This window comes from Curvibacter fontanus, assembly GCF_054780335.1.
Genome location: NZ_BAAGWN010000005.1, coordinates 40,611 through 65,285, shown reverse-complemented (window position 1 = coordinate 65,285; position 24,675 = coordinate 40,611). Strand labels below are relative to the sequence as shown.

The 24,675-nt window shown below is 64.9% G+C and carries 29 protein-coding genes; 14 read left to right on the top strand and 15 right to left on the bottom strand.

Translation table 11 applies throughout. The features are described 5' to 3' along the window. The first annotated feature begins 72 nt into the window (after nucleotides 1-72). The 7 genes from ugpB to ACYVH8_RS03300 all read left to right on the top strand — a co-directional run bounded on the left by ugpB (nucleotide 73) and on the right by ACYVH8_RS03300 (nucleotide 6,443). Nucleotides 73-1,386, top strand: a complete 1,314-nt coding sequence (ugpB, locus tag ACYVH8_RS03330) for a sn-glycerol-3-phosphate ABC transporter substrate-binding protein UgpB (protein WP_460487461.1) — start codon at nucleotides 73-75, stop codon at nucleotides 1,384-1,386. A gap of 100 nt (nucleotides 1,387-1,486) precedes the next feature. Beyond that, the gene (gene ugpA, locus ACYVH8_RS03325) at nucleotides 1,487-2,368 is read left to right on the top strand and encodes a sn-glycerol-3-phosphate ABC transporter permease UgpA (protein ID WP_460487460.1); all 882 of its coding nucleotides are present in this window, start codon (nucleotides 1,487-1,489) and stop codon (nucleotides 2,366-2,368) included. A gap of 9 nt (nucleotides 2,369-2,377) precedes the next feature. Next, complete coding sequence (ugpE, locus tag ACYVH8_RS03320; protein WP_460487459.1) at nucleotides 2,378-3,229, top strand: sn-glycerol-3-phosphate ABC transporter permease UgpE; 852 nt, start codon at nucleotides 2,378-2,380, stop codon at nucleotides 3,227-3,229. Between the two features lie 78 nt (nucleotides 3,230-3,307). Then, entirely contained in the window at nucleotides 3,308-4,327 is a 1,020-nt protein-coding gene (locus ACYVH8_RS03315) for a sn-glycerol-3-phosphate import ATP-binding protein UgpC (RefSeq protein ID WP_460487458.1), read from the top strand. Next, nucleotides 4,324-5,073, top strand: coding sequence for a glycerophosphodiester phosphodiesterase (ugpQ, locus tag ACYVH8_RS03310; RefSeq protein WP_460487457.1), 750 nt, complete (start codon nucleotides 4,324-4,326; stop codon nucleotides 5,071-5,073). The genes ACYVH8_RS03315 and ugpQ overlap by 4 nt, the downstream gene beginning before the upstream one ends. Before the next feature lie 130 nt (nucleotides 5,074-5,203). Beyond that, nucleotides 5,204-5,755: a porin family protein gene (locus ACYVH8_RS03305; protein ID WP_460487456.1), complete on the top strand. Its 552-nt coding sequence runs from the start codon at nucleotides 5,204-5,206 to the stop codon at nucleotides 5,753-5,755. A gap of 166 nt (nucleotides 5,756-5,921) precedes the next feature. Next, entirely contained in the window at nucleotides 5,922-6,443 is a 522-nt protein-coding gene (locus ACYVH8_RS03300; protein ID WP_460487455.1) for a porin family protein, read from the top strand. A gap of 55 nt (nucleotides 6,444-6,498) precedes the next feature. Here the strand turns inward: ACYVH8_RS03300 and ACYVH8_RS03295 are convergent, their stop codons facing one another. Then, nucleotides 6,499-6,777, bottom strand: coding sequence for a hypothetical protein (locus tag ACYVH8_RS03295; RefSeq protein WP_460487454.1), 279 nt, complete (start codon nucleotides 6,775-6,777; stop codon nucleotides 6,499-6,501). A 69-nt stretch (nucleotides 6,778-6,846) separates the two neighbouring features. On the opposite strand from ACYVH8_RS03295, the gene hemA reads away from it, so the two are divergent. The 3 genes from hemA to prmC all read left to right on the top strand — a co-directional run bounded on the left by hemA (nucleotide 6,847) and on the right by prmC (nucleotide 10,288). After that, nucleotides 6,847-8,106 carry a glutamyl-tRNA reductase gene (gene hemA / locus ACYVH8_RS03290; protein ID WP_460487453.1) on the top strand — a complete coding sequence of 420 codons (1,260 nt, stop codon included), beginning with the start codon at nucleotides 6,847-6,849 and terminating at the stop codon, nucleotides 8,104-8,106. A 161-nt stretch (nucleotides 8,107-8,267) separates the two neighbouring features. Then, complete coding sequence (gene prfA / locus ACYVH8_RS03285; RefSeq protein WP_460487452.1) at nucleotides 8,268-9,377, top strand: peptide chain release factor 1; 1,110 nt, start codon at nucleotides 8,268-8,270, stop codon at nucleotides 9,375-9,377. An 83-nt stretch (nucleotides 9,378-9,460) separates the two neighbouring features. Continuing rightward, nucleotides 9,461-10,288 (top strand): peptide chain release factor N(5)-glutamine methyltransferase, encoded by an 828-nt coding sequence (gene prmC, locus ACYVH8_RS03280; protein WP_460487451.1) that lies wholly within the window; start codon nucleotides 9,461-9,463, stop codon nucleotides 10,286-10,288. A gap of 6 nt (nucleotides 10,289-10,294) precedes the next feature. On the opposite strand, the gene ACYVH8_RS03275 is transcribed toward prmC, so the two are convergent. Together ACYVH8_RS03275 and ACYVH8_RS03270 are read right to left on the bottom strand one after the other, a co-directional pair. Then, a complete protein-coding gene (locus ACYVH8_RS03275) occupies nucleotides 10,295-11,584 on the bottom strand; it encodes a Y-family DNA polymerase (RefSeq protein WP_460487450.1) in 1,290 nt (429 codons plus the stop codon). 21 nt (nucleotides 11,585-11,605) lie between these two features. After that, nucleotides 11,606-12,046, bottom strand: coding sequence for a LexA family protein (locus ACYVH8_RS03270; RefSeq protein WP_460487449.1), 441 nt, complete (start codon nucleotides 12,044-12,046; stop codon nucleotides 11,606-11,608). 131 nt (nucleotides 12,047-12,177) lie between these two features. Between ACYVH8_RS03270 and bfr the strand changes: the two genes are divergently transcribed. Further along, nucleotides 12,178-12,654, top strand: a complete 477-nt coding sequence (bfr, locus tag ACYVH8_RS03265; RefSeq protein ID WP_460487448.1) for a bacterioferritin — start codon at nucleotides 12,178-12,180, stop codon at nucleotides 12,652-12,654. A gap of 76 nt (nucleotides 12,655-12,730) precedes the next feature. Here the strand turns inward: bfr and ACYVH8_RS03260 are convergent, their stop codons facing one another. Next, the gene (locus ACYVH8_RS03260) at nucleotides 12,731-12,961 is read right to left on the bottom strand and encodes a (2Fe-2S)-binding protein (protein WP_460487447.1); all 231 of its coding nucleotides are present in this window, start codon (nucleotides 12,959-12,961) and stop codon (nucleotides 12,731-12,733) included. Between the two features lie 191 nt (nucleotides 12,962-13,152). On the opposite strand from ACYVH8_RS03260, the gene rpoH reads away from it, so the two are divergent. Continuing rightward, nucleotides 13,153-14,094, top strand: a complete 942-nt coding sequence (gene rpoH / locus ACYVH8_RS03255; RefSeq protein ID WP_460487446.1) for an RNA polymerase sigma factor RpoH — start codon at nucleotides 13,153-13,155, stop codon at nucleotides 14,092-14,094. Nucleotides 14,095-14,159: 65 nt separating this feature from the next. Continuing rightward, nucleotides 14,160-15,146, top strand: a complete 987-nt coding sequence (locus tag ACYVH8_RS03250) for a Bug family tripartite tricarboxylate transporter substrate binding protein (protein WP_460487445.1) — start codon at nucleotides 14,160-14,162, stop codon at nucleotides 15,144-15,146. A gap of 71 nt (nucleotides 15,147-15,217) precedes the next feature. Here the strand turns inward: ACYVH8_RS03250 and ACYVH8_RS03245 are convergent, their stop codons facing one another. Genes ACYVH8_RS03245 through ACYVH8_RS03225 form a run of 5 tightly spaced genes read right to left on the bottom strand, consistent with a single transcriptional unit; the run spans nucleotide 15,218 to nucleotide 19,244 of the window. Then, complete coding sequence (locus ACYVH8_RS03245; RefSeq protein ID WP_460487444.1) at nucleotides 15,218-15,814, bottom strand: SCO family protein; 597 nt, start codon at nucleotides 15,812-15,814, stop codon at nucleotides 15,218-15,220. A gap of 6 nt (nucleotides 15,815-15,820) precedes the next feature. Beyond that, nucleotides 15,821-16,717: a heme o synthase gene (gene cyoE, locus ACYVH8_RS03240; RefSeq protein WP_460487443.1), complete on the bottom strand. Its 897-nt coding sequence runs from the start codon at nucleotides 16,715-16,717 to the stop codon at nucleotides 15,821-15,823. Then, complete coding sequence (locus tag ACYVH8_RS03235; protein WP_460487442.1) at nucleotides 16,714-17,883, bottom strand: COX15/CtaA family protein; 1,170 nt, start codon at nucleotides 17,881-17,883, stop codon at nucleotides 16,714-16,716. The genes cyoE and ACYVH8_RS03235 overlap by 4 nt, the downstream gene beginning before the upstream one ends. Before the next feature lie 4 nt (nucleotides 17,884-17,887). After that, complete coding sequence (locus ACYVH8_RS03230; RefSeq protein WP_460487441.1) at nucleotides 17,888-18,607, bottom strand: SCO family protein; 720 nt, start codon at nucleotides 18,605-18,607, stop codon at nucleotides 17,888-17,890. Next, nucleotides 18,561-19,244, bottom strand: coding sequence for an SURF1 family protein (locus ACYVH8_RS03225; RefSeq protein ID WP_460487514.1), 684 nt, complete (start codon nucleotides 19,242-19,244; stop codon nucleotides 18,561-18,563). Before ACYVH8_RS03225 ends, ACYVH8_RS03230 begins: the two co-directional genes overlap by 47 nt. Before the next feature lie 48 nt (nucleotides 19,245-19,292). Between ACYVH8_RS03225 and ACYVH8_RS03220 the strand changes: the two genes are divergently transcribed. Further along, the gene (locus ACYVH8_RS03220) at nucleotides 19,293-19,514 is read left to right on the top strand and encodes a twin transmembrane helix small protein (RefSeq protein ID WP_460487440.1); all 222 of its coding nucleotides are present in this window, start codon (nucleotides 19,293-19,295) and stop codon (nucleotides 19,512-19,514) included. 197 nt (nucleotides 19,515-19,711) lie between these two features. On the opposite strand, the gene ACYVH8_RS03215 is transcribed toward ACYVH8_RS03220, so the two are convergent. The 6 genes from ACYVH8_RS03215 to coxB form a co-directional block, all read right to left on the bottom strand. Next, nucleotides 19,712-20,593, bottom strand: a complete 882-nt coding sequence (locus tag ACYVH8_RS03215; protein WP_460487439.1) for a cytochrome c oxidase subunit 3 — start codon at nucleotides 20,591-20,593, stop codon at nucleotides 19,712-19,714. A 63-nt stretch (nucleotides 20,594-20,656) separates the two neighbouring features. Further along, nucleotides 20,657-20,860 (bottom strand): DUF2970 domain-containing protein, encoded by a 204-nt coding sequence (locus ACYVH8_RS03210; RefSeq protein ID WP_460487438.1) that lies wholly within the window; start codon nucleotides 20,858-20,860, stop codon nucleotides 20,657-20,659. Between the two features lie 58 nt (nucleotides 20,861-20,918). After that, nucleotides 20,919-21,515: a cytochrome c oxidase assembly protein gene (locus tag ACYVH8_RS03205; RefSeq protein ID WP_460487437.1), complete on the bottom strand. Its 597-nt coding sequence runs from the start codon at nucleotides 21,513-21,515 to the stop codon at nucleotides 20,919-20,921. A gap of 10 nt (nucleotides 21,516-21,525) precedes the next feature. Then, the gene (locus ACYVH8_RS03200; protein ID WP_460487436.1) at nucleotides 21,526-21,639 is read right to left on the bottom strand and encodes a cytochrome oxidase small assembly protein; all 114 of its coding nucleotides are present in this window, start codon (nucleotides 21,637-21,639) and stop codon (nucleotides 21,526-21,528) included. A gap of 24 nt (nucleotides 21,640-21,663) precedes the next feature. Further along, entirely contained in the window at nucleotides 21,664-23,280 is a 1,617-nt protein-coding gene (gene ctaD, locus ACYVH8_RS03195; RefSeq protein ID WP_460487435.1) for a cytochrome c oxidase subunit I, read from the bottom strand. A 40-nt stretch (nucleotides 23,281-23,320) separates the two neighbouring features. Next, the gene (gene coxB, locus ACYVH8_RS03190; RefSeq protein ID WP_460487434.1) at nucleotides 23,321-24,496 is read right to left on the bottom strand and encodes a cytochrome c oxidase subunit II; all 1,176 of its coding nucleotides are present in this window, start codon (nucleotides 24,494-24,496) and stop codon (nucleotides 23,321-23,323) included. Nucleotides 24,497-24,675: the final 179 nt, after the last annotated feature.

The following is a 24,675-nucleotide window of genomic DNA, read 5'->3' as shown; positions in this document are numbered from 1 at the left end:
CAGTAACCGGGGCTTAATGTGTATGTCACATTTCCCGCCTAGGCTGGCGAGCTTGTCCATAAGGAGCCCCGCATGAAACTTTCCGTGAAACTGAGCGTCGCCGCCCTCTCGGCCCTGCTGCTCGCACCCGCCGCCCAGGCCCAGACCGAGATCCAGTGGTGGCATTCCATGACTGGCGGCCTGAACGATTGGGTCGTCGACATTGCCAACGATTTCAACGCCAGCCAGAAAGAGTACAAGGTGGTGCCCACCTACAAGGGCACCTACGACGAATCGATGACGGCTTCCATTGCCGCCTTCCGCGCCGGCAACGCCCCGCACATCCTGCAGGTCTATGAGGTCGGCACCGCCACGATGATGGCCGCCAAGGGCGCCATCGTACCGGTCGGCAAGGTTCTGAGCGACGCCGGCTACAAGTTCGACGCCAAAGCCTACATTCCTGCAATCGTCGGCTACTACACCGCCCCCAACGGACAGATGCTGAGCTTCCCCTTCAACAGCTCAACCACCGTGCTGACTTACAACAAGGACCTGTTCAAGAAGGCCGGCCTGGACCCCAACAACCCGCCCAAGACCTGGCCCGAGCTGACCTTGGCCGCCGCCAAGCTCAAGGCTTCGGGCGTCGCCTGCCCCTTCACGACGAGTTGGCAGGGCTGGACCCAGCTGGAAAGCTTCTCCACCTGGCACAACACCCTGTTCGCCACTCAGAACAACGGGTTTGGCGGCACCTCGGCGCGACTGGTCTTCAACAGCCCGCTGCACGTGCGCCACATCGAGAACTTGGCCAACATGGCCAAGCAGGGCCTGTTCCACTACCGCGGCCGCGGCAACAAGGGGGATGCGCCCTTCTATTCGGGTGAATGCGCCATGGCCACGGCCAGCTCATCTACCTACGCCAGCATCAAGAAGAACGCCAAGTTCGATTTCGGCATCGCCCCCCTGCCCTACTATGCAGACGTGGCCGGTGCGCCGCAGAACACCATCATCGGCGGCGCCTCCCTGTGGGTGATGTCGGGCAAGAAGGCGGCCGAGTACAAGGGTGTGGCCACTTTCTTCAACTACCTCACCAATGCCGAAATTCAGGCCAAGAGCCACCAGCGCACCGGCTACCTGCCGATCACGCTGGCATCGTTTGCCTTGACCGAGAAGACGGGCTTCTACAAGCAGAACCCGGGCACGGAAACCGCCGTCAACCAGATGATCCGCAAGACCACCGACAAGTCGCGCGGTGTGCGTCTGGGCAACTTCAACCAGATCCGCGCCATCATGGACGAGGAACTGGAACAGGTCTGGGCCGGCAAGAAGTCGGCCAAGGAAGCGCTGGACGACGCCGTCAAGCGCGGCAACGAGCAGCTGGAGCGATTTGAAAAAGCCAACAAGGGCTAAGCCCTGATTGGCTTGACGCCGCCTGACGGCCCTCCCTCCCCTACCCTCCCCCGCCAGGCGGGGGAGGGCTTTTTTGACTCTGGTAGAGCACAATCGCGGCATGGAAAAACGGGTCCGTTTCAAGTCTTGGTGGCTGCCCTGGGTGCTGCTGGCCCCCCAGGTGGCGGTCATCGCCGTCTTCTTCTTCTGGCCTGCCGCCCAGGCCCTGGTCCAGTCCCTGCAGCAACAGGACGCCTTCGGCACCTCGATCGAATGGGTCGGGCTGGAAAACTTTCGGCGTCTGTGGGCCGACGAGAGTTATCTGGCCTCCTTCCAGACCACCGCCGTCTTCTCACTCCTGGTAGCCACGCTAGGGTTGTCGCTGTCGCTTGTACTGGCCGTATTCGCCGACCGGGTTCTGCGTGGCGCATCCTTGTACAAGACGCTGCTGATCTGGCCCTACGCCGTCGCGCCGGCCGTGGCCGGCGTGCTCTGGCTGTTCATGTTCGCACCGTCCATCGGCATCGTGAGCTACGCGCTGCGCAGCATGGGCATTGAGTGGAACCACCTGCTCAACAGCGGCCAGGCCATGACGCTGATCGTCTTCGCGGCCGTCTGGAAACAGATCTCCTACAACTTCCTGTTTTTCCTGGCCGGCCTGCAATCCGTCCCGAAAAGCCTGGTGGAGGCCGCCGCCATCGATGGCGCCGGTCCCTGGCGGCGTTTCTGGACCATCATCTTTCCCCTGCTCTCGCCCACCACCTTCTTCCTGCTGGTCATCAACGTGGTCTATGCCTTCTTCGACACCTTCGCCATCATCGATGCGGCGACCGAGGGCGGCCCCGGCAAGGACACGGCCATCCTGGTCTACAAGGTGTATTACGACGGCTTCAAGGCGCTGGACCTTGGAAGCTCTGCCGCACAGTCGGTCGTCCTCATGGTCATCGTCATTGCCCTGACCGTGGTGCAGTTCCGTTTCGTGGAGAAAAAGGTCAACTACTGATCGTGCACCATGGTTGAACGTCGCCCTCTTGCCACTGCGATCTCGCACCTCGTCCTCATCCTGGGCGTGATCGTCGTCGCCTTCCCGCTTTACATCACCTTCGTCGCCTCCACCCACACGGCGCAGGACATCGTCCAGGTCCCCATGCCCCTGGTGCCGGGCCCCCACCTGGTGGAAAACTACGCGGCCGCCATCTTCGGCACCAGCGGCAGTGCGGCTTCCACGGCCCCGGTCGGACGCATGATGACCGTCAGCCTCGTGATGGCGCTGGTCATCGCACTGGGCAAGATCGTGATCTCTCTGCTGTCAGCCTTCGCCATCGTCTACTTCCGCTTTCCGGGTCGCCAGTTCTTCTTCTGGGCCATTTTTGTCACGCTGATGCTGCCGGTGGAGGTGCGCATCGGCCCGACCTACCAGGTCGTCAGCGACTTGGGGCTGCTCAACAGCTACGCCGGCCTCACCGTGCCGCTGATCGCCTCGGCCACCGCCACCTTCCTGTTCCGCCAGTTTTTCCTCACCGTGCCCGACGAGTTGGTGGAAGCTGCGCGCATGGACGGCGCCGGGCCCATGCGTTTCTTCTGGGACGTGCTGCTGCCCCTGTCCAAGACCTCCATCGCCGCGCTTTTTGTCATCCAGTTCATCTACGGCTGGAACCAGTACCTCTGGCCCCTGCTGGTCACCAGCAGCGAGGACATGTACCCGGTGGTGATGGGCATCAAGCGCATGATCTCCGGGGGCGACGCCGCCAACGACTGGAACATCGTCATGGCCACGGCCATCCTGGCCATGCTGCCACCGGCACTGGTGGTCATCCTCATGCAGAAATGGTTCGTCAAGGGCCTGGTCGATACCGAAAAATGACCGTCAGGTTCAGCGCTGGACGTTCAGCGTCCGGCGTGTGAACCCGCTCAACGCTCAACCCAGAACGCTCAATCCACCATGGCATCCCTGACCCTCTCCAACGTCATCAAGCGCTACGGCCACGGCCCCAAGGCCAACCAGGTCATCCACGGCGTCAACGCGTCCATCGCCGACGGCGAGTTCATCGTCATCGTCGGCCCCTCGGGCTGCGGCAAGTCCACCCTGCTGCGCATGGTGGCCGGGCTGGAGGAAATCAGCGGCGGCGAGATCCGCATCGGTGAGCGCGTGGTCAACGAACTGGAGCCGGCCGCGCGCGACATCGCCATGGTGTTCCAGAACTACGCGCTCTACCCGCACATGAGCGTCTTCGACAACATGGCCTACGGTCTGAAGATCGCCAAGGTACCCAAGGACGAGATCCGCGCCCGGGTCGACAAGGCCGCCGGCATCCTGGAACTGGCGCCCTTTCTGGAGCGCAAGCCGCGCGAACTCTCCGGTGGTCAGCGCCAGCGTGTGGCCATGGGCCGCGCCATCGTGCGCCAGCCCCAGGTCTTCCTCTTTGACGAACCCCTGTCCAACCTGGACGCCAAGCTGCGCGCCCAGACGCGCCTGGAGATCCAGAAGCTGCACCGCGAACTCGGCATCACCTCGCTCTTCGTCACGCATGACCAGGTCGAGGCCATGACGCTGGCCCAGCGCATGATCGTCATGAACGCCGGCCGCATGGAGCAGTTCGGCACGCCCGAAGAGGTCTACCACCGCCCGGCCTCCACCTTCGTCGCCAGCTTCATCGGCGCGCCGCCCATGAACCTGCTGCACAACGCTCCGCATGTGAAACCCGGCACTGCGCTGGGCATCCGTCCCGAGCACCTGCACATCGTGCCGCAAGCCGCCCCCGAGGGCTGGAGCGTGCAGATCGAGGCGATCGAAATGCTGGGCGCCGAGCGCCTGCTCTACACCCGCCTGGGCAGCGAGCAACTCATCGTGCGCACGGATGAAAAAACGGGGGTGGCGCCGGACATCGGCAGCACCCTGCACGTGGTGCCGCAAGCCGAGCGCCTGCACAGCTTCGACGCAAACACCGGCCAGCGCCTATGAGCCTCGTGGACGCGCAGCACTGGCCCTACCCGCGCTGGGTCGCCCACCGCGGGGCCGGCAAGCTGGCGCCGGAAAACACCCTGGCCGCCTTCCGCCTGGGCGCCACGCACGGTTACCGCATGTTCGAATGCGATGTGAAGCTCAGCGCCGACGGCGTGCCCTTCCTGCTGCACGACGCCACGCTGGAGCGCACCAGCAACGGCCGGGGCACGGCCGGCGAGCAGCCCTGGCAGGCCCTCTCGCAGCTCGACGCCGGCAGCTGGCACAGCCGCGCCCATGCCGGTGAGCCCCTGCCCACGCTGCAGGCCATCGCCCACTACTGCCTGCGCAACGGCCATCACCTCAACATCGAGATCAAGCCCACGCCGGGCAGCGAACGTCGCACCGGTGAAGTCGTGGCAAAGGCAGCGGCACAGCTGTGGCAAAGCCAGACCGTGCCGCCCCTGCTGACCTCCTTCCAGCCCGAGGCGCTGGAAGGCGCGCGCGCCACGGCACCGGACCTGCCGCGCGGCCTGCTGCTCGACTCCCTCTGGAACGGCTGGCTGGAAAAAGCACGGGCCCTGGGTTGCGTGGCCGTGGTCTGCAACCATGCGCTGTGGAATGTCGACAGCCTCGCCCAGGCGCGTCAGGCCGGCCTGCGCTGCCTGTGCTACACGGTCAACGACGAAGCCGCGGCCCGGCGTCTGCTGGACCTGGGCTTGGACGGCATCATCACCGACCGGGTCGATCTCTTCACCCCCGCCTGACGACACGGCCCGCCGGCCGTCAACCAAAAGGGAGCTTGAAGCGTCTTATGGATGGGATGCCTAGAATCACGCCCGCGCCCCTCTGCAGGCGCCTTTCTTTTTGACCCTCCATACCCTATCGGGAGTTTTCATGAAAAAAATCCTCACCACCGCCCTGCTGTGCGCCGCCATCACCACCCCCGCCCTGGCCCAGAAGGAGAACCACTGGTACCTCGCGCTGGACGCCGGCAAGCTGAAGATGCAGAACACCAATTACGCCGACCCGGGCTCCCTGACCGTCTCGGGCGGTTATCGCTTCAGCCGCAACTTCGCGCTCGAAGGCGGCCTGACCGGTTACGGTGACTCCACCCTGGTCTACAGCAACGGCACCACCACCGCCGAGCAGGGCGATGCCCGCTTCCTGGCCGTCGGCGTCCTGCCGCTGTCGCCAAGCTTCGAGCTGTTCGGCAAGGCCGGCATCGGCTTCCACACCGCCAAGGTCACGGGCACCGGCGCCTATTCCAATACCTACAGCAAGGAAACCACGGCCAACGGCATCATCGGCTTCGGCGGCCAGTTCAACATCAACCAACGCTTCGGCCTGCGCCTGCAGTACGAAAACCTGGGCAAGGCCAAGAGCGGCCCCAGCGATCCGGGCGCCGACATCAGCCGCGTGTCCATCGGCGGCGTGCTCAACTTCTGACGTCGCGCGACGCTGCCGAACAAGCCGGGCCCCGCCCGGTTTTTTTATGCCTTCGTTGAACAGGGACATAACACCTGGTTACAAGGCCCCTCGATGGCGCTTCGATAATTCCGGCCGCACCACCGCGCATTCCGCGGCCTTTTATCGCAACAACGAGGTACATGCCATGAAAAAACTTCTAGCCACCGCCCTGCTGTGCAGTGCCGCCCTCAGCCCTGCCCTGGCCCAGAACGCGCGTTATTACGCCGCCGCCGACTACGGCATCGTCAGCCTCAGCGGGCCAGGTTCCTACTCCAGCCCCGGCGCCCTGACGCTCTCCGGCGGTTACCACTACCTCGACAACCTCGACCTCGAAGCGGGTCTGACGATGATCGGCAGCGCCACGGCCGACGTGCCCGGCCCGGGACGCGTGAACATCAGCCAGAACATCCTGAGCGCCGTGGCCGTGGGCAAGGTGCCCCTCAACAGCAAAGTTCATCTGTTCGGCAAGGCCGGCGTGGGCCTGCACGACGGAGGGGTCAACGGCCTGCCCGATGACCTGATCTATGGCTTTGGTGGCCAGATCCGCTTCGACAGGGAGTTCAGCATGCGCGTGCAATACGAGAGCCTGGGCCGGGTCAAGATCCCGTCCTCCAACAGCAAGGCCGACGTCACACGCCTGTCCGTGGGCGTGGTCTACAACTTCTGACAGCTGCTGTCGGGTCGTAAAGCCGGGCCCTGCCCGGTTTTACCCATGCGCCGGCTCAGCGTCGCCAGCCGCGGGCCAGCAACCACTGCGTGCTGGCCACTGCCAGCACCAGCATGGCATAGGCCAGCATCTTGCCGTCACGCTCCAGCCACCACAGGCTGGCCAGCAAGGCCAGCACACCCACGACAAAATTCACCAGCACCTGTCCCCACCAGGGCAGAAGCCAGGCCTGCTTCCTGAAAAAGGGACGGGCCAGCAGGGGCAGCAGCAGGGCCAACGCAAAGGCCGGGGCGGCGAAATTGAACAGGTGAAAGAGGATGTCTTGGAGGTTCATGGAATAGCTCAAGCATCGGTGAAAAATGACGCAAACCATTGATGCGTCTATAAATTTTATAATCCCGCCATGGCAGTCTGGGCTTTGGGCATCAATCACACGACCGCGCCGCTCGATCTGCGCGGCCGTTTTGCCTTCGCGCTCGACCAATTGCCCCCTACCCTGGACGGGCTGCGTGGCGCCCTGCCGCGTCCGCCCGAGGCGGCCATCCTCTCCACCTGCAACCGCACCGAGATCTATTGCGCCAGCGAGCAGCTGGAAATCGCCCCCACGCTGGACTGGCTGGCGCGCAGCGGCGGCGTCTCGGCCGAAGAGCTGCGCTCGCACACCTACGCGCTCGAAGGCAATCTGGCCGCGCGCCACGCCTTCCGTGTCGCCAGCGGCCTGGACTCCATGGTGCTGGGCGAGCCCCAGATCCTGGGCCAGATGAAGGACGCCGTACGCGTGGCCGAAGAGGCCGGCGCCCTGGGCACCACGCTGAACCAGCTGTTCCAGCGTTCCTTCGCTGTCGCCAAGGAAGTGCGCAGTTCCACCGAGATCGGCGCGCACTCCATCAGCATGGCCGCCGCCGCCGTACGCCTGGCCGGCAACCTGTTCGAAGACCTGCACCAGGTCCGCATCCTCTTCGTCGGGGCCGGCGAAATGATCGAACTGGCGGCCACCCACTTCGCGGCCAGAACGCCGAAGGCCATGGTCATCGCCAACCGCACGCTGGACCGCGGCGAGAAGCTGGCCAGCCGCTTCGGCGCTGAAACCATGCGCCTGGCCGAACTGCCCGAGCGCCTGCACGAGTTCGACGCCGTCATCAGCTGCACCGCCAGCACCCTGCCCCTGATCGGCCTGGGTGCCGTGGAGCGCGCCCTCAAGCAGCGCAAGCACCGCCCCATGTTCATGGTGGACCTGGCCGTGCCGCGCGATATCGAGCCCGAGGTCAAGGGCCTGCCCGACGTCTACCTCTACACCGTGGACGACCTGGCCGCCGTGGTCCAGACCGGCCAGGCCAACCGCCAGGCCGCCGTGGCCCAGGCCGAAGTCATCATCGACGCCGGTGTCCAGAGCTTCATGCACTGGATGGACCAGCGCAGCAGCGTGCCGCTGATCCGGCAGCTCAACGCCCAGGCCGACGAGTGGCGCGGCGCCGAGATCGCGCGCGCGCGCAAGCTGCTGGCCAAGGGTGAAGACGTGGACACCGTGCTCGAAGCCCTGTCCAGGGGCCTTACGCAGAAAATGCTGCACGGCGCCCTGGCCGAACTGCATGCCGGCGACGCCGCCGCGCGCGAGCGCGCCAGCGCCGCCATCCAGCACTTCTTCCTGCGCAAAGAGAAGTAATGGTGCCCCCACGTTCGCTCACTGCGTGTAGCTCTCTGCCCCCCGAGGGGGCCGCGCTTGCTTGGGGCGGCCCTGCGCTGCGCTAGCTGGCTTCACCGCCCGCACCATCGCTTGCCCCTTCCGGGCAAACCCCTGTCGAAGCCCCTTACGCCCGCCCCGCTATGAAACCGTTTCTGCGCCAGCAACTCGAACGCTACGCCCAGCGCCTGGAGGAACTGAACTTCCTGCTCTCGCGCGAGGACATCATGTCCGACATGAGCCAGTTTCTCGTGCTTTCACGTGAGCACAACGAGGTCACGCAGATGGCCGGTCGTTATGAACGCTACAAGCAACGCGAGGCCGATCTGGCCGGCGCCCAGGACATGCTGGCCGACCCCGACATGGCCTCGATGGCACAGGAAGAGATCGAGACCGCCAGCGCCGAACTGAGCCAGTTGGAAGAAGATCTGCAACGCCTGCTGTTGCCCAAGGACCCGGACGACGCCCGCAACGCCTTCATGGAAATCCGCGCCGGCACCGGCGGCGACGAATCGGCCCTGTTCGCGGGCGACCTGCTGCGCATGTACACACGCTACTTTGAGCGCCGCGGCTGGAAGACCGAGCTCATCAGCGAATCGCCCAGCGAACTGGGCGGCTACAAGGAGGTGGTGCTGCGCATCGCCGGTACGGCCGGTGACGGCCCCTCCGGTAGCGGCGTCTACGGCGACCTGCGCTTCGAATCCGGCGGCCACCGCGTGCAGCGCGTGCCCGCCACGGAGACCCAGGGCCGCATCCACACCAGCGCCTGCACCGTGGCCGTGCTGCCCGAGCCCGACGAGGCCCAGGCCGTGCAGATCAGCCCGGCCGACCTGCGCATCGACACCTACCGCGCCAGCGGCGCCGGCGGCCAGCACATCAACAAGACCGACTCAGCCGTGCGCATCACGCACATCCCCACGGGCATCGTGGCCGAATGCCAGGACGACCGCAGCCAGCACCGCAACAAGGCCAAGGCCCTGCAGGTGCTCTCGGCCCGCATCCAGGAAAAGGAGCGCAGCGAGCGCGCCGCCAAGGACGCCGCCCTGCGCAAAGGGCTCATCGGCAGCGGCGACCGCAGCGACCGCATCCGCACCTACAACTTCCCGCAGGGCCGCCTGACCGACCACCGCATCAACCTCACGCTCTACAAGCTCGACCGCATCATGGAGGGCGAACTCGACGAGGTGGTGCAGGGCCTGCGCCAGGCACGCGAGGCCGAACAGCTGGCAGAGTTGGAAGTCGGCAACAGCTGAACCCCGGAAATCGCCCCGAAACCGGCTTGCCACCCTACAATGCAGCTACATTTTCAGTAGCACAGATCGTCGTCGGGACCACCATGCAGATCCAGCAAGCCCTCAACGCGGCCTGCTCCGCCCTCGGGCTGGAGCGGCTCGACGCGCAATTGCTGCTGCTGCACACACTGGGCCGGCCGCAGAACGACCGCGCCTGGCTGGTGGCGCACGACAGCGACGCGCTCGCCCCGGATGCGGAGATGCGCTACATCAACCTCACGCGCCGCCGTGCGGCCGGCACCCCGCTGGCCTACCTGACGGGCCAGCGCGAGTTCTACGGCCTGAGCCTGCAGGTCGATGCCCGTGTGCTCGACCCGCGGCCCGATACCGAAACCCTGGCGGACTGGGCGCTGGCCTGCCTCCAGGGCCTTCCCTCTCCGCGGGTCGTTGACCTGGGCACCGGCAGCGGCGCCATCGCCTTGGCGATCAAGCACACCCGCCCCGACGCGCAGGTCAGCGCAGTGGATGCCAGCGCCGATGCGCTGGCCGTGGCACGCGCCAACGCCCAGCGTCTGGAGCTGGACGTGCATTTCTCGCAGGGCAACTGGCTTGAGGGCCTCACGCAGCGCCACGAACTCATCGTCTCCAACCCGCCCTATATCGCCGAAGGCGATCCGCATCTCGAAGCGCTCGGCCACGAACCCCGCCAGGCCCTCACGTCCGGCCCCGATGGCCTGGACGCCCTCCGCGCCATCGTCGCACAGGCGCCGCTGCGCCTGGCGTCCGGTGGCTGGCTGCTGCTGGAACATGGCTGGGAACAGGCGCAAGCCGTTCGTTCCCTGCTGGCGCAAGCCGGCTTTGCCGATGTGCAATCACGCCAGGACCTGGCAGGCATCGAACGTTGCAGCGGCGGGGTCTGGCAACTCGGCTGAAGGCGCTCAGGCCCGCGCCACGGGCAGTTCGTCCCAGCAGGTCGTGTAGCGCGGCGTGCGGTGCGCCTGTCGCATGCTCCAGCGGCGTTGGCGCCCGCCCAGACCGGCGCTCGCAAGAAAAACCGTGTCCTGCCCATAACGCTGATTAAGCTGGTCCAGCACGCGGGCGATGCGTGAACCGGGCGCTGCGCCCAGATCGAGTTCAGCCTGCCGCGGCCGTTCGGACTTCAGGTCCAGCAGCATGACACCCGCCTTGGCATAGGGATAGCCGGGCTGGTAGACCGCATCCAGTGCCCGCAGCGCAGCCTGCACGATGAGCGAGGTGTCCTGGGTCGGGCAGGGCAGATCGGCAACGCGGCTCTCCGAATAAGGGTTGAGGCGTTCGTAATGGCCAGTACGGATGCAGACGTAGACCTTGCACGCCACGCTGCGCTGGCGGCGCAGCTTCTCGGCCGCGCGTGTGGCGAACACCGTCACCGCCTCGCGCAGATCGGCCAGCGCGCCCACTTTCTGCCCGAAGGAGCGCGTGACCGCGATGTGCCGGCGTTGCTGCGGCCCGTCGTCGAGGTCCACACAGGGTTCACCCCGTAGCTCACGCACGGTGCGCTCAAGCACCACGGACCAGCGGCGCTGCACCTGCACCGGGTCCAGGCGTGCCAGGTCCAGCGCTGTGTGCACGCCGGCCTCCCTCAACTGCTCACGCAGGCGCCAGCCCACGCCCCAGACCACCCCGACCTCGGTAGCGGCCAGCAGCCGCTCCAACTCCGGACGCTCCAGTTCGACCAGATTGCACACGCGGACATGCTGTGCCGGATAAACACCGGCCTTACGCTCCACCGTCTTGGCAATGTGGTTGGCAAACTTGGCCAGGGTCTTGGTCGGGCCGATGCCGATGCTGCAGGGCAGGCCCAACGATTGCTGCACGCTTGCACACATGGCGTGGCCCAGTTCGACCAGCTCATCCGGCATGCCGGTGAGGTCGATAAAACACTCGTCGATGGAATAGATCTCCTGCCGCGCACCGAACCCGGCCAGCAGGCTCATCATGCGATCGGACATGTCGCCGTAGAGGGAGAAATTGGCCGAGAGTGCGACGAGCCCCTGCGTCTTCTCCAGGTGCCGGATCTCGTGCCAGGGCGCGCCCATCGGCACACCGATGTCCTTGGCCTCGTTGCTGCGTGAGATGGCGCAGCCGTCGTTGTTGGAAAGCACGATCACGGGCCGGCCGTTAAGGCGCGGCTGGAACACGCGCTCACAGCTCACGTAAAAGTTGTTGCCGTCGATCAGGGCGTACATGCGGCAGCCTCGGTGCAACGCTCAGCCGACGAAACGATGGATGGCCGCCGTGACCACCCCCCAGACTTCCAGCGTCTGCCCTTCGGCGGGCTCGATGTCGTGATAAGCCGGGTGCGCAGCGCGCAACCACACGCGGGCGCCCTGGCGCTGCAGCGTCTTGACAGTGAATTCGCCATCGACCACGGCCACAACGATGCTGCCGCTGCGGGCGCTCAGCGCGCGGTCCACGACGAGGATGTCGCCGTCGAGGATGCCCGCACCTGTCATGGAGATACCGCGCGCGCGCAGCAGAAAGGTGGCTTGCGGGTGTTCAACGAGTTCGCGCGTGAGGTCCACGCGTTGCCCGCCCATATCTTCAGCCGGTGAAGGAAAGCCCGCCGCCACGCTGTTGTGCAAGGCATGGAGCAACTGCGCAGAGCTGCCAAGCACGCGCACCTGGGCTTCCGAATTGATACTGTTCATATTTACAGTATACTGCCGCAAGCCTTACTGCACATGGTTCTCAATCACATTCCTCAAAACCACGCGCTTGCAAGCAGCCCGTATTGCGCGACAATGCGGCCTGTCTCCCACAACAAGGAAAAGGAAGGCCCATGAAAGGCGACCCACAAGCCATCTCCCATCTGCAGGCCCAGCTCAAGAACGAGCTGACCGCCATCAACCAGTACTTCGTGCACTACCGCATGCTCAAGCACTGGGGCCTGGACAAGCTGTCCAAGAAGGAATACGAGGAGTCGATCGGCGAGATGAAACACGCCGACAAGCTCATGGACCGCATCTTCACGCTGGACGGCCTGCCCAATCTGCAGGATCTGGGCAAGCTGAACATCGGCGAGAACGTGCCCGAGATCCTGCGCAGCGATCTGGCCCTGGAAACGGGCGCGCAGGCCACCATCAAGGACGGCATCGCCCACTGCGAGAAAGTGCGCGACTATGTCTCGCGCGACCTGCTGCAGGAAATTCTGGACGACACCGAGGAGCACATCGACTTCCTCGAAACCCAGATCGAACTGCTCGACAAGGTGGGCCTGCAAAACTACCTGCAAAGCCAGATGGGCGAGATCTCCTGAAGCGGGAGCGCTCCAAAGCAAAAGGGCTACGCAGTGCGCAGCCCTTTTTCATGTGGGAGGGGGGGATGAGGCCGGATCAGGCGGCGACCAGCTCGATGGTGCGGCCGACACCCAGTTCCTGGCTCAGATGGGCGATCCTGGGGCCGCCGCTGCGGCATTCGGACCAGAGGGCGCGGGCACAGCCTTCGCACTTGCCGCACTGGGTGGCCACGCCCAACTCAAGCTGGATCTCGTCGAAGTCGGCGCCGCCGCGGGCAGCACGCTCGATGGTTTTGTCGGAGACTCGGTGGCAGACGCAAACAATCATGGCGGGGATGAGTGGGCAGCGGATATTGCACACGAATGATAATGGTTCGTAATACATAAGCAAGCTTTTTCTGCTTCATCCCTGCCCGCTCCCGGGCCATTCCAGCTGGTCAAAACCTCAGGAACTTTGAGCTTAGCACTCAATCACAGAGAGTGCTAATATAGAAACATGATGCTGAAAGGAGTTCTGGCATGACCGCTGTCTCTGCAGTTCCCGCCTCGGCCCTGGCCGTCGCCAATCCCTGGGCGCTGGTGCCCCCGCTGGGCAATCTGGACGCCTATATCTCGGCCGCCAACCGCCTGCCCATGCTCACCCTGGAAGAAGAGCAGGAGTTCGCGCGCAAATTCCGCGACCACAACGACCTTGAGGCTGCCGGTAAGTTGGTGCTCTCTCACTTGCGCTTGGTGGTCTCCGTTTCGCGCCAGTACCTGGGCTACGGCCTGCCCCACGGCGACCTGATCCAGGAAGGCAATGTGGGCCTGATGAAGGCCGTCAAGCGCTTCGACCCTGACCAGGGCGTGCGCCTGGTCAGCTACGCGCTGCACTGGATCAAGGCTGAAATCCACGAGTACATCCTGAAGAACTGGCGCATGGTCAAAGTCGCCACGACCAAGGCCCAGCGCAAGCTGTTCTTCAACCTGCGCTCCAAGAAGCAGGGTTACAAGGCCGATGCCGCCGCTGCGGACGCCGCCACCCACCGCGAGACCCTGAGCGAGCACGAAATCGACCTGATGGCGCGCGAGCTCAACGTGAAGCGCGAAGAGGTCATCGAGATGGAAACCCGCCTGTCGGGCGGTGACGTCATGCTGGACCCGGGCCCGGGCGAAGACGGTGAGGACAGCTTCGGCCCCATCGCCTACCTGGCCGACGCCAACCACGAGCCCACGGCCATGATCGAGGCCCGCCAGCGCGACCATCTGGCCAGCGACGGCATCGCTGCCGCCCTGGACACGCTGGACGCGCGCAGCCGGCGCATCGTGGAAGAACGCTGGCTCAAGGTCAACGACGACAGCTCGGGTGGCATGACGCTGCACGAACTGGCGGCCGAATACGGCGTGAGCGCCGAGCGCATCCGCCAGATCGAAGTGGCCGCCATGAAAAAGATGAAGACGGCACTGGCAGAATACGCCTGACTTTCACCACAGGCCAACAGGCCCCGGATTCGAGAGAGTCCGGGGCCTTTTCACTGGAGACAAGAATGCAACCGACCCCCTCCCCCTTGCTTCGCGCCCTGCTGGCGCTGGGCCTGCTCACGCTGGCCGCCGCTGCCCAGGCACAGCCGCAGGCTGCCTGGCCCAGCAAGCCGCTGAAGATCATGGTCGGCTTCCCGGCCGGCACCTCGCCCGATCTGGTGGCGCGCACCTTGGCCGAGCCGCTGAGCAAGGCGCTGGGCCAGCCGGTCATCGTGGAGAACAGGCCGGGTGCGGGTGGCAATATCGCGGCCGACCAGGTGGCCAAGGCCACCGACGGCCACACCATCGGCGTGATGATCAACGGCAACCTGACCATCGCCAGGCTGCTCAACCCCAAGACACCCTATGACCCGGCCAGGGACCTGGCCCCCATCAGCCTGATCGGTACTGCGCCGCTGGTGCTGGCCGCGCCGGTCGAGGCCCCGGGCAAGACCACCGCCGAGTTCCTGGCCGCCGCGCGCAACAGCGGTGACAAGTGGAGCTACGGCTCACCCGGCGTGGGCACCGTGGGCCACATCGGCATGGAACTGCTCAAGGCGCGCGTGGACATGGCGCCGCTGCATGTGCCCTACCCCGGCTACCCGCAGGTGGTGACCGCCATGCTGGGCGGACAGATCCAGCTCTCCATGCTGCCGCCCGGCCTGGCCCTGGCGCAGGCACGCGCCGGCAAGGTCCGTGTGCTGGGCGTCACCTCGGCCGGTCGCAGCACGCTGGCGCCGGAAATCCCCAGCTTGTCCGAAGCCGGTGTGAAGAACTTCCAGCTCGAGATCTGGAACGCCGTGGCCGGCCCGGCCTCCATGCCCAAGCCCGTCATCGCCAAACTCTCCGTACTTCTCAGCGAGATCGCACGCAGCCCTGACGTACGGCAGAAGCTGTTCCAGCAGGGTTGGCAGGTGGCTGGCGGTTCCTCGGAAGCGCTGGCGCTGCGCATCAAGTCCGATACCGCAGTGCTGGGCAAGATCATTGCGGATCGGGCGATCAAGGCCGAATAATCCTCCCGTCCGGGCGGGCGCATTGGAAAATAAAAACCCGCCATCGGCGGGTTTTTATTTGGGCAGGCCGATCACTTTTCCTGCAAGAGCAGCTTGATGTCCGAAACCAGCGCATCCGCCCCGCTGCCGTAGCGGGAGTACAAGCGCAGCCGGCCCTGGGTGTCATACACGTACATGCCGGCGGAGTGGTCCATGGTGTAGCTGCCAGGCGTCTTGCCGTCGACCTTCTTGTAATAGACCTTGTAGTCCTTGGCCACGGCCGCCAGCTTCTCGGCGGAGCCGGCGTACAGGGCCAGGAAGCTCGGGTCGAAGTTGGCCATGTAACTCTTCATCACCTCGGGCGTGTCCCGCGCGGGATCAATGGTGACGAACAGGCCCTGCAGCTTCTCGCCGTCCGGACCCAGCAGCTTCTTCACCGCGGCCAGCTCGGTCATGGAGGTGGGGCAGACGTCCGGGCACTGCGTGTAACCGAAGAACATCACGACGATCTTGCCCTGGAAGTCCTTGAGGGTACGCGCCTGGCCATTGTGGTCGGTCAGTGCGAAATCCTTGGCGTAGTCGGCGCCGGTCAGGTCGATGGCGCTGAAGGATGGCTTGCCACCCTCCGAGCAGGCAGCCAGCAGCAGTGCCCCGGCAGCAACGGAAAGGAGCAGGGAACGTTTAAGCATGGGGCCTCACAGCAGGTAATGGTCAAGCAGCAGGGCTGCGAACAGCACGCTGAGATGAATCAGCGAGAAACGAAAGGTCTTGCGCGCCAGCTCATCCGAATAACTGCGCCACAGCTTGAAAGCATAGGCAAAGAAACCGATGCTCAACAGCACGGCCACGGTCAGGTAAAGCCAGGAGCTCATGCCGTAAGCGAAGGGCATCAGGCAGGCCGCGAACAGCACCAGCGTATAGAGCAGGATCTGCAGGCGCGTGAACTCGTTGCCGTGCGTGACGGGCAGCATGGGCAGGCCGGACTTGCGGTAGTCCTCCACGCGGTACAGGGCCAGAGCCCAGAAATGCGGCGGCGTCCACAGGAAGATGATGAGGAAGAGGATCAGGGCCTCGGGGCCGACGTCGTTGCTCATGGCCGACCAGCCCAGCACCGGGGGCATGGCGCCCGAGGCGCCGCCGATCACGATGTTCTGCGGGGTCAGCGGCTTGAGGATGACGGTATAGATCACCGCGTAACCGACAAAGGTGGCGAAGGTCAGCCACATGGTCAGCGGGTTGATCCAGAAGTACAGCAGCGCTGAGCCGGCTGCGCACAACACCGCCGAGAACAGCAGGGTCTGCACATCGCTGAGCTCTCCCTTGGCGGTGGGCCGCCAGGCGGTGCGTTTCATCTTGGCGTCGATGCCCTTCTCGACGATGCAGTTGAAGGCCGCCGCCGCGCCCGCCACCAGCCAGATGCCGATGCAGGCGATCAGCATGAGGCGCAGCTCGGGCCAGCGCGGCAGGCCGGGCACCGCCAGCACCATGCCGATGAGGGCGCAGAAGACGATGAGCTGGACCACACGCGGTTTGGTCAGCGCATAGAACTGGCTGAACACGGAGATCATGGAGGCTAAGGTGGGGGCACTCATGCGGCAGGACTCGAAACAGGAACGGAAGAGGCGCGGGACGGATGAGCCCTGCGCTGGCTGCTGGCCAGGCCCCAGGTCAGCAGCAGGACCAGGGCGGCCGCACCGCCGGTATGCAGCACGGCCGCCAGCAGCGGCCAGCCCAGCACGACGTTGCTCAAACCGGTAAGGAATTGCAGCAACAGCAGTGCCGCCAGGCCGCGTGCCGCGCCCCGCCATTGCGGCAGACCGCGCAGGCGCCAGGCCAGGACGGCGAGCACGGCGATGACCACGTAGGCAAGCAGGCGGTGCGCGTAATGGATGGCGGTCAGGGCGGCGAAACTGATGTGCTCACCCGCGCTGCTCAGGCCCAGCTCACGCCAGAGTTCGAAGCCCTGGGCAAAATTCATCTCGGGCCACCAGCTGCCCTGGCAGGCCGGGAATTCGGTGCAGGCCAGCACAGCGTAGTTGGTGCTGACCCAACCGCCCAGCGCGATCTGCAGCGTCAGCAGGCCCAGGCTCCACCCCAGCAGGCTGCGCAGGCCCTCGGGTGCGACACGCGTGGCCGCCGCATCGTGCAGTTGCGCGTAACGCACCGCCTGCAGGCACAGCAGGGCCAGCAGCAGCAGGCCCCCCAGCAAATGCAGGGTGACGATGGCGGGGAACAGTTTCATGGTGACGGTGAGCGCCCCAAAAGCGCCCTGCACGCAGACCCAGACCAGGGTGAGCGTGGCCCACCAGGGACTCAGCGTCGCGGCGTCGCGGCGCTGCTGGCGTACGCGCTCGCGCCAGCTGACCGCAGCGAGCACCAGGATGAGCACGCCCACGCTGGTGGCGAGATAGCGGTGGATCATCTCGACCCAGGCCTTGCCATGCGTCACAGGGCCGGTGGGCATGGCCTGCTGCGCGGCGGAGATTTCGGCGTGGGCACCGACCGGGCTGGCGTTGCCGTAGCAGCCCGGCCAATCCGGGCAACCCAGGCCCGAGTCGGTCAGACGGGTGAAGGAGCCGAACAGCACGAGGTCGAAGCTGAGGAAGAGCGTGAGCACGGTCAGCGCCTGCAGGCGGCGCGCGGTGCCGCCCTCGCGTTTGCGCAGCCAGACCCAGGCCAGGGGCCCGCCGGCCAGCACCAGGCCCATGAGCATGAGACGCAGCGCCGGGCCGAGGTCGTAGAGCGACGAGGTGTCCATGGCGTCAGCGACCAGCCTGGTCCCAGGCGCTGGAGGCGCGCAGCAGGCGCTCCAGGTCGCGTTTGGCCTTGGCCGCCGTCTCGACATCGAGCCGCGCCGGGAAGCGCATCATCCAGTTGCCCATGGGGTCCACCACGTACAGGTGTTCACCCATCTCATGGCCAGGGGCCGGCGCCAGCCAGCGCGCCAGCTCCTCGGCCGGCACGCGCAGCACCGTTGCATCCTGCAAGCCCGGCTGCATTTCGGCCGGGATGGCCTGCATGTCGCTGACCAGCCAGACACGGTCCAGGCGGTCCCGTTCCTTGCCCAGGCTTTCGCGCAGCTGGCGCTGGAAGTAGAGCTGCTGCACGCAGAGCTCATTGCAGCTGCCACTGCCCACACTGACCAGCAGCCACTGTCCCTTGAGCTCCGTCAGCTTGTGCGTGCGACCTTCAAGGTCCAGGCCCGGCATATCGGGCATCGGGTGCTGAGGATCGATGAGCTCGCCGAAATTGCGCCGCCCTTCGGGACGGATGACGTAGTAGGTGAAATAGGAGGCGATCACCGGCGCCGCGCTGACCAGCAGCAGGGCGATCATTTTCCAGCGGCCGCTGCGTGTGCGGCGCGTCTCCTCCGCCAGTGCCTGCCCAGGCGAGGGCAGGTCATAGACGGTGAGGCCGAGCACGTGGTCACGACCCTCAGGCTGGGCGCGGCTTGTATCTTCTGACAATTTGGAACCAGACATAAAGAAGTGCAATCAGGGCGCTGAGCCCGAACCATTGAAAGGCGTAGCCGTAGTGCGTGTCGACCCCGGTGTTGATCTGCGGCCAGTCGCGCAGCAGCCCGTCGGCCGAGGCCTCGGTCTGCTGGATCGACAGCGCCACCAGCGCCAGGCCGGTCTCGACCCGGAACTGCGCCAGATCGAGATTTTGCCGGATTGCCCCTGCCCCCGGCTCGCCCATGTCATAGAGCCTGGAAGGCGCCGGGGCGATACGGCCCGACACGTGGACCCAGCCCGCAGATGTGGTGATCTGCGGCACGCGCGTACGGTCCTCGAAATTGCGTGGCACCCAGCCGCGCTGCACCAGAACGACAGACCCGTTGTCCAGGCGCAAGGGAGTCACCACGAAAAAGCCCGGCCGCCCGTGCATCTGCCGGTTGTCCAGAAACACGGTGCGCTCGGCCACCCACCGCCCGACAGCCTCGATACGACGGTGCAGCAGCGCTTCGGCGTCCGTCAAAGCGACCAGGCTGGCGCCGTCGAGTTGCGGCAGGCTGCCGCGCGCCTCGATGGCCGCCTGCAAGGCCTCCTTCTCGGCCGCACGGCCCAGCTGCCAGCGCCCGAGCGCCAGCGTCGCCGCCACACCCAGCAGCGCAGCCATCGTGACCAGCCAGAAGCGCACTTTCACACTCACGCGATAATCCCGTCCATGAAATACCTCGTCGCCTTGGCCTTCCTGGCCATCATCGCCAGCCTGGGCTCGGCCCTGTTCTTCATGATGCGTGACGGCCGCGACGGCAAGCCCAAGACCAGCCATATGGCACGCGCCCTCGCCTTTCGCGTCGGCTTTTCCATCCTGGTCTTCGTCTGCATCCTGATCGCCTGGAAGCTGGGCTACATCCAGCCCACCGGCATCAAACCCGGCCAGTAAGCACCTCACGCTTCGAACAAAAACAAAAGCCGCTCGACGCGGCTTTTGTTTTTGTCGGCTCACCCACGCTTGGCGGCGTAGCGAGCGGGCTTCAGCCTAGGCGCGGGTGGCGGGAAACCGGAGCGTACCTTGAGGTACGTGAGGATTTCCCGACGGGCCCCGCAACGACGGATCAAGCCCGCGCAGTAGCCGCCCGATTACATCCAGTAGACGAGGATGTAGAGACCCAGCCACACCACGTCCACGAAGTGCCAGTACCAGGCGGCGCCTTCGAAGCCGAAGTGGCGGTCTGCCGTGAAGTGGCCCTTGCGCAGGCGCAGGGTGATGAAGAACAGCATCAGCATGCCGACGAACACGTGGAAACCGTGGAAGCCGGTCAGCATGAAGAAGGTCGAGCCGTAGACGCCGGACGAGAGCTTGAGGTTCAGGTCGCTGTAGGCGTGGGCGTACTCATAGCCCTGCACGAACAGGAAGGTCAGGCCCAGCAGCACGGTGACCCACATGAAACCGAGGGTCTTGCTGCGGTTGCCGTCGCGCAGGGCGTGGTGGGCGATGGTCAGCGTCACACCCGAGCTCAGCAGCAGGGCGGTGTTGATCGTGGGCAGCCAGAAGGGGCCCATGGTCTGGAAGGGCTCGATGATGCCGGCCGGCGACGCGGTGGCGCCCGCAGCGAGGCTGGGCCACACGGCCTTGAAGTCGGGCCACAGCAGCGCGTTGTCCAGGCTGCCCAGCGCCGGCACCGAGTGCACGCGGGTCCACCACAGGGCGGTGAAGAAGGCGCCGAAGAACATCACTTCGGAGAAGATGAACCAGGTCATGCTCCAGCGGAAGGAGATGTCGATCTTGTGACCGTACTGTCCACCTTCGCTCTCGGAGATGGCCTGGCGGAACCACTGGGTCAGCACCACCAGCCACCACACCAGACCGAACAGCAGGGAATATTTGCCCCAGCCGGCGCCATTGACCCACTGAGCGGCTCCCAGGATGACAAAGAACAGGCCGATTGCCGCCATCACGGGGTGACGGGACGGGCCAGGCACGAAGTAGTACGGGGTGCCGCCGTGTGTAGTCGAACTCATGTTTGCTCCATTCCTTCCGGTTCTGCTTATCTCAAATTTTCAGGTGTCTGGTATCCGGCCCTACTAGGCCACGATCCAGTTCACCAATGCGATCAGGCTCAATACGAACAGGATGCCACCGACCAGGCCCACCGCGATGATGTGGTAGGGCTTGAGGCGTCCGATGTCATCCTGGAAACCACTGCTCTTGCGCACGCCGAGGAAGGACCAGGCCACGGCCTTGACGGTCGCCCACAGCGCGCCCTTGGAGGCCTGCGCGCTGCTCATTCGGCAACCTCCATGCTGTGCATTGCGGTGCGAGCGCCTTCGGGCGGCCGTGCGGCGTTCATGCTCCGGCCTCCGTGCCCTTGCGCGCGGCCGTCGAGCCCGGCGCCGGCGGCGTCTTGCTCCCCACCTCGAAGAAGGTGTAGGACAGGGTGATGGTGTTCACGTCCCGGGACAGCTTGGGATCGATCACGAACACCACCGGCCAGCTTTTCTTCTCGCCCGGCGCCAGCGTGTACTCGTTGAAGCAGAAGCACTCCAGCTTGTTGAAGTGCGCTGCCGCCTGGCGCGGCGCATAACTCGGGATGGCCTGGGCCGACATGACGCGGTTCTGCACGTTCTGGAACTCGTACATGACGGTGGTCATTTCGCCCGGATGCACCTGCAGCGAACGCTGCGCCGGCTTGAAACTCCAGGGGCCGCGCACATTGGCGTCGAACTCGACCGTGATGGTGCGGCTGGCATCAATCTGCGTGTTGGCGGGTGCGGCGCGGCCGCGGCCCGGCACTTCGCGCTCACCGATGGCAAGAATGTTGATGCCCAGGGCTTCACAGAGATGCTTGTAGATCGGCACCAGCGCGTAACCGAAGCCGAACATGACGGCCACCACGATGGCCAGCTTGCCCACCATTTGGGCGTTTTCGCGTCGCAGGTTCATGGCTGCCTCGTCACTTGCCGAAGAACACGAACTTGGCCACGAAGCCGACGAAAAAAACCAGCGCAACCGAAGCCAGGATCAGGCCCAGGCGCAGGTTGGCTTTCTTCTGTTCAGGCGTCGTCATCACTCAGGTCTTCCTGCGCGCTGTTCAGCCGATGACCTTGGTCGCCGTGGCGTCCAGCTTCGGGGGGGTCTCGAAGGTATGGAAGGGAGCCGGCGAGGGCACTTCCCACTCCAGGCCTTCGGCGCCTTCCCAGGGCTTCTGCGGGGCCTTCTCGCCCTGGCCGCGCATGGCGGGCAGCACGACGGCGACGAAGAAATAGACCTGGGCCAGCCCGAAGCCGAAGGCGCCGACGGTCGCGATGGCGTTGAAGTCAGCGAACTGCATGGGGTAATCGGCATAACGACGCGGCATGCCGGCCAGCCCCAGGAAGTGCATGGGGAAGAAGGTGACGTTGAAAGCGATCATCGACCACCAGAAGTGCAGCTTGCCGCGGCTTTCCTTGTACATGCGACCGGTCCACTTGGGCAACCAGTAGTAGATGCCGGCAAACATGGCGAACAGGGAGCCGGCCACCAGCACGTAATGGAAGTGGGCCACCACGTAGTAGGTGTCCTGCAGCTGGATGTCGATCGGCGCCATGGACAGGATCAGGCCGGTGAAACCACCCATGGTGAACACGAAGATGAAGCCCACGGCCCACAGCATCGGGGACTCGAAGGTCATCGAGCCCTTCCACATGGTGGCCAGCCAGTTGAAGATCTTCACGCCGGTGGGCACGGAGATCAGCATGGTGGCGTACATGAAGAACAACTGGCCGGTCACCGGCATGCCGGTGGTGTACATGTGGTGCGCCCACACGATGAAGGACAGGATGGCGATGGAAGCCGTGGCGTACACCATGGAGGCGTAGCCGAACAGGCGCTTGCGGGCGAAGGCCGGCACGATGGCGCTGACGATGCCGAAAGCCGGCAGGATCATGATGTACACCTCGGGGTGGCCGAAGAACCAGAAGATGTGCTGGTACATCACCGGGTCGCCGCCGCCGGCGGGGTTGAAGAAGGTGGTGCCGAAGTGGCGATCCGTCAGCGTCATGGTGATGGCGCCGGCCAGCACGGGCATCACGGCGATCAGCAGGTAGGCGGTGATCAGCCAGGTCCAGCAGAACAGCGGCATCTTCATCAGCGTCATGCCGGGCGCGCGCATGTTCAGGATGGTCACGATGATGTTGATCGAGCCCATGATGGAGGAAGCGCCCAGGATGTGCATGGCGAAGATGCCGGCATCCATCGAGGGGCCCATCTGCAGGGTCAGCGGGGCGTACAGCGTCCAGCCGGCCGCGGGAGCGCCACCGGGCATGAAGAAGGAACCCACCAGCATGAGAGCCGCCGGGATCATCAGCCAGAAGCTGAAGTTGTTCATGCGCGCGAAGGCCATGTCGGCCGCGCCGATCTGCAGCGGCACCATCCAGTTGGCGAAGCCCACGAAGGCCGGCATGATGGCGCCGAACACCATGATCAGGCCGTGCATGGTGGTCAGCTGGTTGAACAGCTCGGGGTTCACGATCTGCAGGCCGGGCTGGAACAGCTCGGCGCGGATCAGCAGGGCCAGGACGCCGCCCACCATGAGCATGGTGAAGGCGAACAGCAGGTACAGGGTACCGATGTCCTTGTGGTTGGTCGCGTAGACCCAGCGCCGCCAGCCCGTGGGGGCGTGATGGTCGTCATGGGCATGGTGATCGTGATGGTCTAGAACGGCACTCATCCTGATTTCCTTCTCAATACTCTAGGCGTCTGACGACTGTTTATTTGCGGGCGGTCTTGACATCGGCCGGCTGCACCAGCTGGCCGGTCTTGTTGGACCAGTTGTTCTTGGTGTAGGTGATGACGGCGGCGATCTCGGTGTCGCTCAGCTGCTTCCAGGCCGGCATGGCGCCCTTGTTCTGGCCATTCAGCAGCACCGCGATCTGCTTGTTCTTGTCGCCGTCCAGCACGACAGCGGCGCCATCCAGCGGCTTGATCGGGCCGGCGCCCTTGCCGTTGGCCTGGTGGCAGGCGGCGCAGTTGGCGGCATAGACCTTCTCGCCGCGCTGGATCATTTCGCCCAGTGCCCAGACCTTGTTCGGATCGTCGGCCTTGGCGGCCATGGCTTTCTTCTGGCCATCGACCCACTTGGAATAGTCCTCGGCCGACAGCACCTTCACGTGGATGGGCATGTAGGCGTGTTCCTTGCCGCACAGCTCGGCGCACTGGCCGTAGAAGTCGCCGGTCTTTTCGGCACGGAACCAGGTGTCACGCACGAAGCCGGGGATGGCGTCCTGCTTGATGCCGAAAGCCGGCACCATGAAAGCGTGGATCACGTCGTTGGCGGTGGTGATGATGCGCACCTTCTTGTCCACCGGCACGACCAGGGGGTTGTCCACCTTGAGCAGGTAGTCGTCGGTGGGTTCCGGCTTGCCGGACTCGGACATCACACGGTGGTTGTTGTCCAGGGTGGAGATGAAGCCGATGCCCTCGCCTTCGCCCTTGATGTAGTCGTAGCCCCACTTCCACTGGTAGCCGGTGGCCTTGATGGTCAGGTCGGCGTTGCTGGTGTCCTTCATGGCCACGACGGCCTTGGTGGCCGGCAGGGCCATCAGGATCACGATGATGAAGGGGATCACGGTCCAGGCGATTTCCACGGCCACGGACTCATGGAAGTCGGCCGACTTGTGCCCCACCGACTTGCGGTGCTTCACGATGGAATAGAACATCACGCCGAAGACCGCCACGAAAATGACGGTGCAGATGATCAGCATGAACCAGTGCAGCCACTGCTGTTCAGCAGCGATCTTGGTGACCGCGGTCCCCAGATTGAGCTGGTTGACCCCCGGACCACCGGGCAGGTCGTTGACAGCCTGGGCTGCGGTGAAGGCTGCCGTACCGGCCCAAGCGCCGGCCATAAGCAGCAGTGAAGCCAATTTATTAGAAATGCTCTTCATCATGTTCACTTCTTCAAGGTCTTAAATAATCCAGGACTGTCCAGGCTGGCCCGACATGCGGCTTGTGACCGATGCGCCCACCGCCACTCCGGGGCGGGCAGGGAACTGCCGTTGAATTTCAAAATTCAGTAGCCGCTTATTGTAGCCCAGCACTTTTGGGCCCCGCCCCGGCTGATAGG

Coding starts and splice junctions, on each gene's coding strand:
- hemA (WP_460487453.1), top strand. CDS start 6,847: ATGGCAGTCTGGGCTTTGGGCATCAATCACACGACCGCGCCGCTCGAT.
- ACYVH8_RS03225 (WP_460487514.1), bottom strand. CDS start 19,244: ATGGCTGCGCTGCTGGGTGTGGCGGCGACGCTGGCGCTCGGGCGCTGG.
- ACYVH8_RS03260 (WP_460487447.1), bottom strand. CDS start 12,961: ATGATTGTTTGCGTCTGCCACCGAGTCTCCGACAAAACCATCGAGCGT.
- ACYVH8_RS03215 (WP_460487439.1), bottom strand. CDS start 20,593: ATGAGTTCGACTACACACGGCGGCACCCCGTACTACTTCGTGCCTGGC.
- ACYVH8_RS03295 (WP_460487454.1), bottom strand. CDS start 6,777: ATGAACCTCCAAGACATCCTCTTTCACCTGTTCAATTTCGCCGCCCCG.
- ACYVH8_RS03205 (WP_460487437.1), bottom strand. CDS start 21,515: ATGAACCTGCGACGCGAAAACGCCCAAATGGTGGGCAAGCTGGCCATC.
- ACYVH8_RS03300 (WP_460487455.1), top strand. CDS start 5,922: ATGAAAAAACTTCTAGCCACCGCCCTGCTGTGCAGTGCCGCCCTCAGC.
- ugpB (WP_460487461.1), top strand. CDS start 73: ATGAAACTTTCCGTGAAACTGAGCGTCGCCGCCCTCTCGGCCCTGCTG.
- ACYVH8_RS03270 (WP_460487449.1), bottom strand. CDS start 12,046: ATGAACAGTATCAATTCGGAAGCCCAGGTGCGCGTGCTTGGCAGCTCT.
- bfr (WP_460487448.1), top strand. CDS start 12,178: ATGAAAGGCGACCCACAAGCCATCTCCCATCTGCAGGCCCAGCTCAAG.
- ugpQ (WP_460487457.1), top strand. CDS start 4,324: ATGAGCCTCGTGGACGCGCAGCACTGGCCCTACCCGCGCTGGGTCGCC.
- ACYVH8_RS03220 (WP_460487440.1), top strand. CDS start 19,293: ATGAAATACCTCGTCGCCTTGGCCTTCCTGGCCATCATCGCCAGCCTG.
- prfA (WP_460487452.1), top strand. CDS start 8,268: ATGAAACCGTTTCTGCGCCAGCAACTCGAACGCTACGCCCAGCGCCTG.
- ACYVH8_RS03305 (WP_460487456.1), top strand. CDS start 5,204: ATGAAAAAAATCCTCACCACCGCCCTGCTGTGCGCCGCCATCACCACC.
- cyoE (WP_460487443.1), bottom strand. CDS start 16,717: ATGAGTGCCCCCACCTTAGCCTCCATGATCTCCGTGTTCAGCCAGTTC.
- ACYVH8_RS03250 (WP_460487445.1), top strand. CDS start 14,160: ATGCAACCGACCCCCTCCCCCTTGCTTCGCGCCCTGCTGGCGCTGGGC.
- ACYVH8_RS03210 (WP_460487438.1), bottom strand. CDS start 20,860: ATGAGCAGCGCGCAGGCCTCCAAGGGCGCGCTGTGGGCGACCGTCAAG.
- ctaD (WP_460487435.1), bottom strand. CDS start 23,280: ATGAGTGCCGTTCTAGACCATCACGATCACCATGCCCATGACGACCAT.
- coxB (WP_460487434.1), bottom strand. CDS start 24,496: ATGAAGAGCATTTCTAATAAATTGGCTTCACTGCTGCTTATGGCCGGC.
- rpoH (WP_460487446.1), top strand. CDS start 13,153: ATGACCGCTGTCTCTGCAGTTCCCGCCTCGGCCCTGGCCGTCGCCAAT.
- ACYVH8_RS03200 (WP_460487436.1), bottom strand. CDS start 21,639: ATGACGACGCCTGAACAGAAGAAAGCCAACCTGCGCCTGGGCCTGATC.
- ACYVH8_RS03230 (WP_460487441.1), bottom strand. CDS start 18,607: ATGTCTGGTTCCAAATTGTCAGAAGATACAAGCCGCGCCCAGCCTGAG.
- ACYVH8_RS03245 (WP_460487444.1), bottom strand. CDS start 15,814: ATGCTTAAACGTTCCCTGCTCCTTTCCGTTGCTGCCGGGGCACTGCTG.
- prmC (WP_460487451.1), top strand. CDS start 9,461: ATGCAGATCCAGCAAGCCCTCAACGCGGCCTGCTCCGCCCTCGGGCTG.
- ACYVH8_RS03315 (WP_460487458.1), top strand. CDS start 3,308: ATGGCATCCCTGACCCTCTCCAACGTCATCAAGCGCTACGGCCACGGC.
- ACYVH8_RS03275 (WP_460487450.1), bottom strand. CDS start 11,584: ATGTACGCCCTGATCGACGGCAACAACTTTTACGTGAGCTGTGAGCGC.
- ACYVH8_RS03235 (WP_460487442.1), bottom strand. CDS start 17,883: ATGGACACCTCGTCGCTCTACGACCTCGGCCCGGCGCTGCGTCTCATG.
- ugpE (WP_460487459.1), top strand. CDS start 2,378: ATGGTTGAACGTCGCCCTCTTGCCACTGCGATCTCGCACCTCGTCCTC.
- ugpA (WP_460487460.1), top strand. CDS start 1,487: ATGGAAAAACGGGTCCGTTTCAAGTCTTGGTGGCTGCCCTGGGTGCTG.